We start from the raw sequence: 12,516 nt of genomic DNA on the forward strand, positions 1-12,516 counted from the left end.
ATCAGTCGTCCTTCTTCTTGTCGTCCTTCTTGCTGTCCTTGTCGTCGTCCTTCTTCTTCTCGTCCTTCTTGTCGTCCTTGGACTCTTCCTTCTTCTCCTTGCCCTTGGAGACACGGACGATGATGAGAGAGTCATAGGGTTTCGCCTCAGAGCTCTTCGGCCACTGTGAGACAACTTTGCCCTTAGGGATGTCGTCGGAGAAGACCTCGTCCTTGCCCACACGGAATCCGCGTTTGGCCAGTGTGGCATATGCGGCTTCGAAGGTCAGACCCTCGACATTGGGCACGGGAGTCGGTTCGACACCTTTGGACACGACGAGATCGACTTCGGTGTCCTTGGACAGGTCCTCGCCCGGCTTCTTCGACGCTGAGATGACATCGTCGTTGTCGACCGAGTCGCTGTACTCCTCGTCCACCTTGCCGAGCTTCAACTTCGCCTTCTTCAGGGCGGCCTTGGCCTCCTCGGCGCTGAGACCTTCAAGCTTGGGAACGGCGAACATCTCTTCGCCCTTGGACACGACGACCGTGACGGTCGAGTCCGGGGCAAGTTCGGATCCGCCCACTGGGTCGGTTCCGATGACGACACCAGCTGGGACGCTGTCGTCGAAGACTTCCTTCGGCTGCGCGTCGAGACCGGTGTCCTCGATCTGCGAGGTCACCTTGTCAAGGTCCTTGCCCGCCAGCTGGGCCGGCACGATCGAGGTGGGCGCGGGAAGGTTTGCGATGACTAGCCAGGCCACAAGGGCGAGCACGAGCAACGCAGCGCCGACGGTTGCAGCCAGTCGTCGTCTGCGTCGACGGTTCGGTGCTGCAGTGGCCGAGGCTGTGCCTGCAGCCGCCGCGACTGTGGCTTTGTCGGCGGCCTCGTCTTCGCCGTGCTCGGGTTCGTTCTCATTACCGTGATCGGTGTTCTCCTGGGACGGACCGTCGGATGAACTCCCCGGATCGTCTGCCTTCGAGACGGCAGCGGCACCGACTCCAGCCGCACCAGCGGCACCGACTCCAGCCGCACCGGCACCGGCGGCACCAGCGGCACCAACGCCCACGGCACCAGCCGCTGCGTTTGTCTCCGCCGCGCCAGACCCTTGGCCGGTGTCAGTATCGGGGTGCTTCGCCTCGGCGTTCTCATTGTCTTCGTCGTTCTCGAGGTAGGGGATCTCGTCGGTGCGCGATCGCTTCTCCTTCGGAGCTTCAGCTCCGAGATCGATGCTCGCTGTCAGCGCGGGGGAGTGCTCACCCGGAACGACATTGGGGTCGCCGAGGTCGAGTTCGCTCTCGCTCATCTCGGATCGGGCCTCGGCAAGGGCATGACGGAACTGCGCGGCGTCATCGGGACGGTCGACGGGGTCCTTTGATGTCGCCCACAGCACCAGGGCGTCGAGGCGCGGACTCAATCCGGCGACCTGGTCTGACGGAGGCGGTACAGAATCATGTACATGGCGGTAGGCGACCTGGATGGGGACTTCATCCGTATAGGGCTGCATCCCGGTGAGCATCTCGTAGAACATGATGCCGACCGTGTAGAGGTCGGTGCGGATATCCGCACCAGTACGCGTGACGAGCTCAGGCGCCACATATCCGACGGTGCCGATCAGGGTTTTGGTCGTCGTCGCAGTGGTGACGGCCCGCGCCAAGCCGAAGTCCGCTAGCTTGACCTGACCATCGGTGCCGAGGAGGACATTGTCGGGTTTGAGATCGCGATGGATGATTCCTGTGGAATGGACTGCTTCGAGTGCGGCGAGGATTGCATCGAGGACGACGATCGCCTGACGCGGAGTGAAGGTGCCCCGGTGCTTGAGCTCGCGGCGCAGAGTCACCGACGGCAGGTACTCCATCACAAGATAGACAGTGTCGCCGTCGCGGGCCTGGTCATGGATGGCCACGAGATTCGGGTGGGTCAGCCGTCCGGCGTTGATGGCCTCGCGTCGGAACCGTTCGACGAAGGTGTCGTCGCTGATGAGGTGGTCATGCATGACCTTGATCGCGATCTCACGGTCAAGGCGCAGATCGGTGCCGCGGTAGACCATCGCCATTCCACCGCGCGCGATCTTCGCGTCGATGCTGTACCGGTCATTGAGAATGGTGCCGATGAGCGGATCCGTGCGGGCACTCATAGCGCCTCCTGCATTCGCTGTCGCTGCATTTGAACGGCGCGGACGAAGGCCTTCGTCTCGGGCAGCAATCCCTCGGATCTCACGGAGCGAAGATCCTGATAGTAGCCGGCCAGCGCCTCGTTCTCCGATTCTGCAGTTTCGATCAGCCACCCCAGGATGACTGTGCCCGCAACGATGTTGTCGCCGAGATCAAGGAGATTGAGACTGCGGCCGACGATATCACTGGCCCACCTGCCCGATCGGGGAGTGACCTGCATGATGCCGATGGCATTCCCAGCCGAGACCGTGGTGTGCTGGAAACCTGATTCCTGCGCGGCAACAGCCTGCATCAGTGCCGGGTCGGCTCCGAGTTCCTCGGCGATTGACGCAATGATGAATCGGGCCTGGGCCGGTGCCGGATGTGTTCTCTGCAGGAGAGTGAATTTGTTCAGTCGTGCGGCTGCGAGCACAGTGGGCCTGATGCCCTCGACCTGTGCGCTCGTGGCGACGCGCGGGATGTCGGTCGGTGGCTGGGGCGGTGTGCGATGCCGTCGCGCCGTCGAATCTCTGAGCAGCAGCAACTCGCCGACCTGGAGGAACGAGTCGTCGCCCATCGAATTCGCACGACGCAGGCTGCCGGGCGACATCTGATGTCTGGCGGCGATCCCGGGCAGAGTTTCGCCCGGCGCGACGACATGCGAAGGGTCGGTATCGGGCAGGTCGTTCTTCTCAGGCAGGGACAGCACCTGGCCCTGATGGAGATTCTGACGTGGCGAGATGCGGTTGAGCTCAGCCAGAGCGGGCACGGAAACGCCATGTTTGCTGGCGACTCCGTACAGAGTGTCGCCTTCTCTGGTTTTGTAGGTGCGACCGCCGTGAGTCACTGGAATGGTCTCGCCGCTTGTTCCAGACGTCCATTGCGGCCCCGGGGCAGTCACCGATGCCGACGCTGGGGAATCGTTCAGCGTGCCGGGGGAGCTCTCAAGGTCGTCGGTACGGGGGGAGGGGGCCGCCTCGGAGAAGTCGAGGTCAGCGTTGTCATCATCCGTGGGGATGGGGTCGGTGAGTCCCGGAATGGGGCCTGTGGAATTCACCTTTGAAGCAGCACGGATGTCAGGAGCGGCGGTTACGGGCACCTGAGGATTCCGTCGCATACGTGTCATCTGTCACCTGTTGACTTCATATCGGATGGGGGAAGTTTCACACTCCAGACTATCGAGTGCCCGGCCTGCACCCGAGCATTCGACTCCGCATGGCGGGGTGTTTCTCTCAAATATTGCTAGGCTTGAGGATGTGAATACGGAAGAACTCGTCCAGGATTGGGCCACATTGCCAGATATCGCCGAGTCGACGGGTCTTGGCATCATGCAGGTGCGCAGGCTCTTGGAAGACGGTGCGATCTGCGGCTATAAGCACGGGACACCCAAAGTGATGAAGGTGCCGACGGCGTTCTTCGTCGACGGCTCGGTGCTGACCCCGTTGAAGGGCACGCTGAGCACATTGCGGGATGCGGGTTTCGACGACCACGAGTCCATCGCCTGGCTCTTCACCCCGGATGAATCTCTGCCTGGGCGTCCCATCGATCTGCTGCGGGCCGGCAATCGCAAAGAGGTCAGACGGCGGGCCCAGGCCCTGGCCTTCTGATACCTCGGCCTTCGCAACGTTCAGCCAAGTCTCTCAGCTCGTCCGATAGCTGAGAGATTCGGCGAACCCCTCGAGTTGTCTCTGGGCCGCGACTCCGATCGTTGTCCGAGTTGCGTCAGCGTGGGCACCTCTATCCGCCCATTCGCGGACTACGGACAGTGCTTCGTCGTACTTGGTCCGAATGAAGGATTCGACCGCGTCGAGACCGCCTGATTCGGTGAGCATCACCACGCACTCGTCGACCTCGTCGTCGGAGAGATTCGGGTCACCCAGACGCTCGGCCATGACCTGAAGCTGCTCAGGGCGAAGGTTCTTCATGCTCTCGGCGATGAGCACGGTGCGTTTGCCCTCTCGGATGTCATCGCCGGCTGGTTTACCGGTGGCAGCGGGATCGCCGAAGATGCCGAGCACATCGTCGCGAAGCTGGAATGCCTGACCGAGCGGGAATCCGAACTTGGAGATCTCCGCAAGCTGTTCCTCGTCGGCACCTCCCAAGGCCGCGCCGAGAAGGAGCGGCTGTTCGACCGAATACTTCGCGGACTTGTAGCTGAGAACCTCCCAGGCCCTTTCGCCGATGCGTTCGTCCTCTAGCGGGACTACTTCGGCCAGGACGTCGAGGTACTGCCCGACCATCACGTCCCTGCGGATGGTGGCACGCAGATCTCGTGCCGAGGCAGTGATGCCCAAGACTGCCTGGGATCTCTCGAAGAGCTCTTCGCTGAGGGCCAGACAGATGTCTCCGACGACGATGGCGGCTGCGATTCCGAAGGGCTCGGCTCCGCCTTGGTAGCTGCGGTCGGCATGATGGGACTCGAACTGGCGATGCAGAGCCGGCTTGCCACGACGCGTATCGGAATGATCGATGACGTCGTCGTGGATGAGAGCGGCCGCGTGGAGAAGTTCGAGCGACCCGGCGGCCTCGGCAACGCCCCCGGTCATGCTGTCCCTTGAGGGATCGTCTCCGGCTGCCAGCTGGTAGCCCCACCACAGCAGGACCGGACGGATCATCTTCCCTCCCCGTGTGAAGTCGAGGAGCGCCCGCCCGATGTCGTGCGCATCGGGTGAGATCGCGAGGAACTCGGCCGCTTTCGATTCGAGGAACCCTTCGATTCTCGTCGATACCTCGGCCGCAATGGATTCAGGGGAATCGAGGGCTTCGATGGTGCTGTTCCGGCCGGAAGGCGCTGGTGTCTCCGCGGTCTCCGTCCCAACCGCAGACGGAGAATCGGCACCCATCATGGAACGATGTTCCCGCCGACCGTGACGATCGAATTCGCCTTCTCTGCGGGGTCCTTGGCGATTGTGACGACGAGCAGTCCTTCATTGTCCTTGTGTCGGAAGTTCACGACCTGGGCGCTCTTCGTCTTGATCTCGTCGCCATAGGTTTCGAATCCGGCCTTCTTCAGGGCCTTGGAGTAGAACGAGAAGATGTCCTTGGGTTCGGCCTTGGCGCTCATGACCAGGCTGACCTCTTCGAGCTTTCCTGAATCGGCTCCGTTCTCGGCCTTCGCACGGGCGCTCGACAGCACAGTCGAGTCCGGATAGGGCTTGAGGTATTTCGGGAGATCCTCGACGTCGGTGTCGGCAGCTTCGGAATCCTTGCTCGGCTGTTCGCTGTTCGCGGCCTCCGAACCTTCGGACGTCGAGGCTGCGGCCGAAGACTGGGTCTTCTCCGGAGTGGGTGATCCTTCGGCCGCCTCGTTGGCCGGTCCCGAGCATCCCGCGAGGAGGAGGGCGGCGGCGAGGGGCAATGTCATGACAGTGGCGCGCGTTACCATGACTACAGACTACCCGGACTCGGCGACGGGAGCCGAAAGGAGCCAGCGCAGACACATGAGTGCTCGATGAGTCGTAAACAGCTGTCACGATCCGGTGGCGATCTCAGCCGTCTCGGGACGGACGATGCCGGAGCCACGATGCTCCACCTGGACATGGACTCCTTCTTCGTGTCGGTGGAGCTTCTGAGCCGCCCGGAACTTCTCGGCCGGCCCGTCATCGTCGGCGGTCGCAGCGGGCGAGGCGTCGTAGTTTCGGCGAGCTATGAGGCTCGTGAGTTCGGCGTGCACGCGGCCATGCCCATGGGGCGGGCGATAGGGCTCTGTCCCTTCGCCGAGGTGATCCCTCCTTCGCATGGCCTGTACTCCTCGTATTCCCAGAAGGTCTTCGACCTGGTAAGCGAGGTGACACCTGATTTTCACCAGGTGAGTGTCGACGAAGCGTACATCGACGTGTCAGCAGCGGTGCGCAGATTGGGATCGCCGGTGGTGATCACATCCGAGCTTCGAGCTGAGATCGAAGCACAGACGGGGCTGAACGCCTCTGTGGGGATAGCCGGCAGTCGAGTCGTGGCGAAGCTCGCGTCCACCCGTGCCAAGCCGCGCGGGCAGCTGCTCGTCCCTCTGTCGGCGACTCAGGAATTCCTCGATCCGATGCCGATCGAGGCGCTTCCAGGAGTGGGGGAGAAGACGAAGGATGGGTTCTTCAAGTACGGCATTCGTCTGATCGGGGACTTGGCAGCAGTCGACGAAGCATGGGCAGGTCGGGTATTCGGTGCCCACGGCCATCATCTGTGGCGCAGCGCCCACGGACTGGACTCACATGGCATGGACAGGCAGGTGAAGGATCGGTCGATCAGCGCTGAACACACCTTCGATGACGACGTCTGGGATCTGAGTCAGCTTGAGCACGAGCTGCTGCGGCTGTCGGACAAAGTTGCGCACAGGGTTCGGGCCGAAGGCAAGGTCGCCACCACTTTGGGATTGAAATATCGACTCGGTGATTTCACCACATTGTCGCGATCGATCACTCTTGATGCTCCCACTGACCTCGCCCGTGAGATCTATGAGTCCCTGCGGCCGGCAATGAGGAATCTGCGGGAGCAGAAATCCAAGGGGGTGCGTCTGCTGGGTATCCGTGCGGCCGGTCTCATGGACTTCGCCGCCAGCGGCAGACAGGCGAGATTGGACGAGGCTGAGCACTCAGGCAGGGAAGCAGAGGTCGCTCTTGACGATGTGCGGAAAAAATTCGGGACCGCTTCGATCTCGCAGGCGTCTCTGCTCAAAAGGCGCCCCGACCCCGAAAATACGGGTCCTGACCACGATTAGGCAGTGAGGTGACTCATAGTCTGAGGACGCAGTGAGAATCCAGGGGATGCAACGGTCCTCAAGATGTTTTTTCAGTGTTCAGAGACTATGATTGTGTCATCAGGCCATAGTAAGGAAACGGGGGTTCGAGATGCCACTCTCCGATCACGAACAGCAGCTGCTCGATCAGTTGGAGAAGCAGCTGCGCAGTGAAGACCCACGTTTCGCACGCAATATTTCAGAAACCCAGGCAGCAGCTAATGGGCCAGGGTTCTCCGCGAAGCGATTCGTGCTGGGTATTCTGCTCACGCTTGTAGGACTTGCCGCAGCGATCTTCGCCATCTCGATGGTGACGAACAGCACATGGTGGATCATCCTCGGTGTCGTCGGCTTCGGGCTGATGGTTGCCGGAATGTACTGGGCCTTCAGCCGCCCGCGTCAGATCGGCGACAAGGCCAAGCGTGCTCAGCCCTCGAAAGGTCCCCAGTCTGAGGCCAAGGGGCCGTCCGGTTTCATGAATCGGATCGAAGACCGGTGGGAGAAGCGCCAGCGCGGCGAATGATTCTTGCGGCACTCGGTCGCGCCGCTGAGGCTGGCTGCTGAGACTGATTGTCAGCCGGATGACCTGCGGGCCGACTGTCATCGTCCGCGGATACGCCCCGATGAATACTTGGTACACAATCCACCCAAACGAAGCGTCCTCTGCAGAGAGGGCGCTTTTTCGTGCTCGACAGCGCATCGGCATCCGCAGGCATCATCCTCATTGGCTTCGGTATCCGCAGCGCCGTCACGCATCGTTATCGGCCTGCGTCGGCGTCTGCAGGCACAGAGTCCACGGATTCGGGCACTCCGATGCGCTCGGAGGACACCTGCTCACATCAGACGGCGGCGGGGAGAGCCGAGCCCAATGAGGGCTGCAACGATGGCACCTTGAACAGGCGCAGTCATGAACAGGCGCAGTCATGGAATAGGAGCTGCCCCGGACGCGGGAGGCATCCGGGGCAGCAACAGGGCATTGCAATCAGCGCGGTGGATTGAAGATGCTTGCCGGCCAGATTCTGGCGGTGATCTTGTTTCCGGGAGACGCGTTGTCTGCGAGGTCGGTCCTGACCTCGTCGATGAGGGCACTGACCTCGGTTGACGAGATGCTCTTCTCACTCGCACCGTAGCGGTGGGCTTCAAGAGCGTCGACGAAGGCTGACAATGCAGTGTCATCGCCGGCGCTGCGTGGCCCTGACGGCGGGGCCGGGCTGCGCAGCGCGGTGAATCCATCACTGGAATCGCCACGCGCGTCAGAAGACGAAGAACCAGGTTCCGCAGTGGGGTCCTCAGATTCAGCGGTCCCTCCACCGGCTCTGCTGGCCAATACGAGTTCGTTGTATCGCAACGTTCGGCTGGGGTCGAGGCTCTGACCATAGTCGGTCGACAGCGCCCGTATCTCCGTCCAGACCTTCTCCAGTTTGTCAGGGTCACGTGTGCGTCGACGACGCAGAATGAGTCTCCACAGAGCCGGAATGGCTGCAAGCAGGAGGACCGCGAGCACGAAGAGACCCGCCCACAGGTACGTACCGAGATTCGCACCAGCTGGTTCCCCAGCCGCAGATGTTTCGGGGCTGGAGCTCTCGGATTCCGCCGCCTCCGATTCCTCGGAGCCCTGTGTGGGCTCCTCAGACGGTGACGAGGTCTCTTCGGAATCCTCCTCGGAGTCCCCTCCGGTGTTGCCGCTGGCGACCGTCCATTTCGGCGGGTCGCCGGCTGGACCGCCTGGAGTGGGTTCGAAGCGGACCCATCCGGCTCCCTCGAAGTACAGTTCCGGCCACGCATGCGAATCCTGCATGCTGACCTCGAAGCCTTCACCGCTCTTGGTGCCCTCGCCGTAACCGACGCCGATGCGTGCCGGAATTCCCATCGTCCGAGCCATGATCGTCATGGCTGACGAGAACTGAACACAGTACCCCTTCTTATCGACGAGGAAGTCAGAGATCGCATCTCCGCTGGCCCTCTCGGGAGCATCCAGCGAGTATTCGAAGTCGCCGCTTCGGAAGTAGGCCTGGAGCAGGACAGCGGCTTCCCATTGGTTGTCTGCGTCCGCGGTGATCTTCTCAGCGGTTTCCTTCACGCTGCCCGGCAGGCTGTCCGGAACTTCGAGTTCCGTCTCGAAATCACTGGAGTTCACCGGTGCCGCGCTCTGCAGATCGTTGACGTCGGGATTGATGGAGAGATACTCCATCGAGTAGTCCTGTCCACCCGACTTCTCGCCATTGCCGACGATTGTCAGCGACGTCTCGTCATAGATCCAGCGCCGGTCCAAGCCAGTTGGCTGTTGTGGGGCGTACGGGGTGGGGAGATACTGCTGATCGTATTCGTCAGAGACTGTGACGTCGATGCGCTCTTCGTTGTAGTTCTTCTCACGTGGCAGTCCCTGCGGCCAGGGCAATCCCTCGTTCGCGATCGCAAAGGGGTCGAGCGGGAACGGGGTCGGTGCCCACGACTGGCCGTCAAAGGAGTTGATCGAGGTCAGCCTGATCGGCTGCCCTTCGGATTCCGAAGTGGTGTAGTTCAAGAGGGTCGAATCGTCGCGGTCACCCAGATCGGCACGCAGGTCGAGGAACGGGTTCGTCACGGTGAGATCGCCCTTGTCGCTCGCTGCGCGATCAGGCAGGGTCGGAACCTCCGGCAGGAGCACGGGAGCTCCTATGCCGATGGCAACGGCTACAGCTCCAGCCACGGTTGCGGTCAGACCGCCGCGCCACTTCGCTGCAGGGAAGTAGGGGCTGAGAATGAGGATGAGGAATGCCGCCAAGATGGCGACGACGTGCCACCACCTCACCTGGGTAGGGGCGAAGAAGACCGGGATCATCCACAGCACCAGGAGCAGAACGCCGCTCACCTTAGGAGCTCTGAGGTCGGAGACGAGTCCGTCGATGAGGATGGTGATCAGCGTGAACGCGATCGTGAGCATCGTGGTGAAGCCAGGAGTGCTGGGCGCTGGGGGAGTCGTGGCGTACAGGTCGCTGACTCCCGAAGACAGGAGGTCGATCACGGTGGTGAATGAACTGCCGGTGGGCACGACGCCGAGAATGAGCGTGCTCGGTGCACATAGCACGAGGACTGCGATCAGACCCACGACGCATTGCGCGATGACGGCAGCTCCGGTGGCCCGAAGGACCGGGACACTGCGGAAGATCGCGCCGACGAGAACGATCAGGAGAATCGAGATGAGCACGGAGGGAAGCCAGGCGAAGTCGGAGAAGACGGCGGAGAGTCCGATCGCGGCCAAGACCATGGCCACGAACACGGCACAGGCCTCGAGCCACGCCGGGGAATGTCTGTCTGAACTCTCTGATGTTTCGGGGTTCATCGCTTCACCCGCTTCGAATCGAATGCGGTCCATGATTCGGGCAGATCCTCGCTCAGTCCCACCATCGTGAGGTCATTGATGTCGTCGAGGCTTCGGACGGTCACCGGAACGCGCCGGGAGAATTGGGCCGCCAGCTCGTTTCCTCGAGCGTCGTCGACCGCGCAGATGACGATGTGGTTGGGGTTGTCATGGGAAGGCAGTTGCACTCGGCCGGCCTCGACGAGGGCGGTGAGCAATCGCAGTCTGTCGATATCGCGCTGTCCTTTGAACCTGATCTGATGGCCAGGTGCGACGACGAAGACCTCATAGCCAGCACGCAGGAAGGCCGTGCCGGCCGCGGCCGCCGCGGCCAGGAGGAATTCGATTTCAAGGGCGTCCGGTCGGTCACCGTCACCCTTGAGATCGACGACGATGAGAGCATAGAGCGTCTCCTCGTCGGCTTCGTGACGGACCATGAGTTCACCGGACTTCGCGGTGCTCGGCCAATGGACGTGTCGGAGATCGTCTCCGGGAACGTATTCTCGTGTGTGGAAGTCTCGAGCAGTGTGACCGGCACGGACCTTGCCGTCATCCAAGCGGGCTGGTCTGATCGCCGAGTCGGTGGGAATCCGTGCAGGCAGGATTGGCACCGAGACAGCTACAGGGTAGCCGGCGATAACCTTCTTCTTCCTCGTCACCAGGCCGAAGGGTCCCGAGACAGTGATCAGCACAGTTTCCACTCCGCTGAGACCACGACGATTCGGGGTGAAGGACGTCAGAACGGTCTGAGATGCTCCGTGGGCCAGAGGTGGAACTTGCCCGACTGTGGAATCGCCGAAGCCCTCGCCTGCCACGAAGCTGATGGTCGAGGACGGGATGGCCAGACGCCCGGTGTTCGTCACCAGTGCCTCGACCTGAACCTCTTTCCCCTCATGGGCAAGCGGGTAGCGGTCTCTGGACTGAGGCAGTGCCACGGTGGGCAGTCCAGTCCGCAGCGTGATCGAAACGCGGCGGGTGCCCCAGGTGATCAGCAGCGCCGAAAGGATGACCAGTGCGAGAAGCAGAATTCCAGCAGGCAGCAGCCCGGGGAGCGCGAACCGATATGCAGTGATGATCAGTGCGACTCCAGCGAGGACGAAGATGATTCCTGAGGTGCTCAGACGCATGTGGTCACTGAACCGTCGAAATGGGTACGCGGGCCAGGAGACGGCCGATCAGTTCGGCTGCCAGCTCCGAATCGTCACCATCGCGCGGGATGATCCGATGAGCCAAGATGTAGGGAGCCAGAGCCTGAATATCATCCGGAGTCACGAAGGTCCGTCCCGAGAGCGCGGCGCGAGCCTTGGCAGCGCGGAGAAGGTGGACACCACCTCGGGGCGAGCAGCCGAGAAGGATGGCCTCGTCGTTGCGGCTGGCATGGAGGATGGAGACGATGTATTCGCGCAGCTCTCTGGCCGCACTGACATGTCGCACGATTCCCCTGGCCTGGTTGATCTGCTCGAGGCTGGTCACCGGGGTTGCGCTGGAAAGCGGATCGTGCTCGATCTGGTTGTCCAGGAGATCGATCTCGTCAGCAGTTTCGGGGTAGCCCAGTGAGATTCGAGTCATGAAGCGGTCCCGCTGTGCCTCGGGAAGCGCGTACGTACCTTCCATGTCGATCGGGTTCTGGGTAGCGACGACGATGAACGGCGATGGCATCGGGTAGGTCTCGCCGTCAATGGTGGCCTGACCTTCGGCCATGCACTCAAGCATCGCGGACTGAGTTTTGGGGGAGGCGCGGTTGATCTCATCGGCGATGACGATATTGGCGAACACGGGGCCCTGCCGGAACTCGAAGTGCCGGGTCTCCTGATTGAACAGGTTCACGCCGACTACGTCAGTCGGCAGAAGGTCGGGGGTGAACTGGATGCGCCTGACCGAGCCATCCACGACCTTGCCCATGGCTCGTGCCAACAGAGTCTTTCCGACTCCGGGCACGTCCTCGAGGAGGACATGGCCCCCGGCAAGGAGCGCAACCAGGGACAGTCCGACTGCTTCATCCTTGCCTTCGAGGACGGCGTTCATTGCTGTGCGTGCCCGTGAGGTGAGTTGCTGCACCCATTCGATGTGCTCGGCACCGATCACGGAATTGGCCTGAGTACCTTCTTGGCTGATCGACATGATCCCATTGTCCCCTATCCCGTCTCCTCCATCCACACGGGCATCGTTCGGCCATTCGGGCAGTCATCGTTCGACCCTTCGGGTGGTCACCATTCGGTCGTCCGGGCAGTCATGTTCTGCATCTCCGGCCGCGCCGGCGCGGGGGTCTGATTCTGGTGTCTCAGTCACGGGCCCGGAGGTCGGGGGACTGCGCAGCT

The 12,516-nt window shown here is 62.0% G+C and carries 10 protein-coding genes; 3 read left to right on the plus strand and 7 right to left on the minus strand.

Going from position 1 to position 12,516, the window contains the following annotated elements:
- Window position 1: 1 nt before the first annotated feature.
- Both JTF07_RS20135 and JTF07_RS20140 read right to left on the minus strand, forming a co-directional pair.
- A complete protein-coding gene (locus tag JTF07_RS20135; protein ID WP_204235969.1) occupies window positions 2–2,113 on the minus strand; it encodes a protein kinase domain-containing protein in 2,112 nt (703 codons plus the stop codon).
- Complete coding sequence (locus JTF07_RS20140) at window positions 2,110–3,255, minus strand: lytic transglycosylase (protein WP_252199981.1); 1,146 nt, start codon at window positions 3,253–3,255, stop codon at window positions 2,110–2,112. Before JTF07_RS20140 ends, JTF07_RS20135 begins: the two co-directional genes overlap by 4 nt.
- Before the next feature lie 130 nt (window positions 3,256–3,385).
- Between JTF07_RS20140 and JTF07_RS20145 the strand changes: the two genes are divergently transcribed.
- On the plus strand, window positions 3,386–3,736 hold the full coding sequence (locus tag JTF07_RS20145; RefSeq protein ID WP_204235970.1) for an Rv2175c family DNA-binding protein: 351 nt from the start codon (window positions 3,386–3,388) through the stop codon (window positions 3,734–3,736).
- 33 nt (window positions 3,737–3,769) lie between these two features.
- Here the strand turns inward: JTF07_RS20145 and JTF07_RS20150 are convergent, their stop codons facing one another.
- On the minus strand, window positions 3,770–4,975 hold the full coding sequence (locus JTF07_RS20150) for a polyprenyl synthetase family protein (RefSeq protein WP_204235971.1): 1,206 nt from the start codon (window positions 4,973–4,975) through the stop codon (window positions 3,770–3,772).
- Window positions 4,972–5,514 (minus strand): hypothetical protein, encoded by a 543-nt coding sequence (locus JTF07_RS20155; RefSeq protein WP_252199982.1) that lies wholly within the window; start codon window positions 5,512–5,514, stop codon window positions 4,972–4,974. The genes JTF07_RS20150 and JTF07_RS20155 overlap by 4 nt, the downstream gene beginning before the upstream one ends.
- 66 nt (window positions 5,515–5,580) lie before the next feature.
- On the opposite strand from JTF07_RS20155, the gene dinB reads away from it, so the two are divergent.
- Entirely contained in the window at window positions 5,581–6,840 is a 1,260-nt protein-coding gene (gene dinB, locus JTF07_RS20160; protein WP_204235972.1) for a DNA polymerase IV, read from the plus strand.
- A 130-nt stretch (window positions 6,841–6,970) separates the two neighbouring features.
- Window positions 6,971–7,381 carry a DUF3040 domain-containing protein gene (locus tag JTF07_RS20165; RefSeq protein WP_204235973.1) on the plus strand — a complete coding sequence of 137 codons (411 nt, stop codon included), beginning with the start codon at window positions 6,971–6,973 and terminating at the stop codon, window positions 7,379–7,381.
- A 459-nt stretch (window positions 7,382–7,840) separates the two neighbouring features.
- On the opposite strand, the gene JTF07_RS20170 is transcribed toward JTF07_RS20165, so the two are convergent.
- From JTF07_RS20170 to JTF07_RS20180, 3 genes are read right to left on the minus strand one after another with little or no spacing between them, the layout of a single operon-like run.
- Window positions 7,841–10,213, minus strand: coding sequence for a transglutaminase TgpA family protein (locus tag JTF07_RS20170; RefSeq protein WP_204235974.1), 2,373 nt, complete (start codon window positions 10,211–10,213; stop codon window positions 7,841–7,843).
- Complete coding sequence (locus JTF07_RS20175) at window positions 10,177–11,325, minus strand: DUF58 domain-containing protein (protein ID WP_204235975.1); 1,149 nt, start codon at window positions 11,323–11,325, stop codon at window positions 10,177–10,179. Before JTF07_RS20175 ends, JTF07_RS20170 begins: the two co-directional genes overlap by 37 nt.
- A 4-nt stretch (window positions 11,326–11,329) precedes the next feature.
- Window positions 11,330–12,319, minus strand: a complete 990-nt coding sequence (locus JTF07_RS20180; RefSeq protein ID WP_204235976.1) for an AAA family ATPase — start codon at window positions 12,317–12,319, stop codon at window positions 11,330–11,332.
- Window positions 12,320–12,516: the final 197 nt, after the last annotated feature.

Origin of the sequence: Brevibacterium sp. RIT 803 (assembly GCF_016892625.1) — a bacterium.
Classification (GTDB): Bacteria; Actinomycetota; Actinomycetes; order Actinomycetales; family Brevibacteriaceae; genus Brevibacterium.

Coding starts and splice junctions, on each gene's coding strand:
- dinB (WP_204235972.1), top strand. CDS start 5,581: ATGAGTCGTAAACAGCTGTCACGATCCGGTGGCGATCTCAGCCGTCTC.
- JTF07_RS20135 (WP_204235969.1), bottom strand. CDS start 2,113: ATGAGTGCCCGCACGGATCCGCTCATCGGCACCATTCTCAATGACCGG.
- JTF07_RS20140 (WP_252199981.1), bottom strand. CDS start 3,255: ATGACACGTATGCGACGGAATCCTCAGGTGCCCGTAACCGCCGCTCCT.
- JTF07_RS20150 (WP_204235971.1), bottom strand. CDS start 4,975: ATGATGGGTGCCGATTCTCCGTCTGCGGTTGGGACGGAGACCGCGGAG.
- JTF07_RS20170 (WP_204235974.1), bottom strand. CDS start 10,213: ATGGACCGCATTCGATTCGAAGCGGGTGAAGCGATGAACCCCGAAACA.
- JTF07_RS20165 (WP_204235973.1), top strand. CDS start 6,971: ATGCCACTCTCCGATCACGAACAGCAGCTGCTCGATCAGTTGGAGAAG.
- JTF07_RS20180 (WP_204235976.1), bottom strand. CDS start 12,319: ATGTCGATCAGCCAAGAAGGTACTCAGGCCAATTCCGTGATCGGTGCC.
- JTF07_RS20175 (WP_204235975.1), bottom strand. CDS start 11,325: ATGCGTCTGAGCACCTCAGGAATCATCTTCGTCCTCGCTGGAGTCGCA.
- JTF07_RS20155 (WP_252199982.1), bottom strand. CDS start 5,514: ATGGTAACGCGCGCCACTGTCATGACATTGCCCCTCGCCGCCGCCCTC.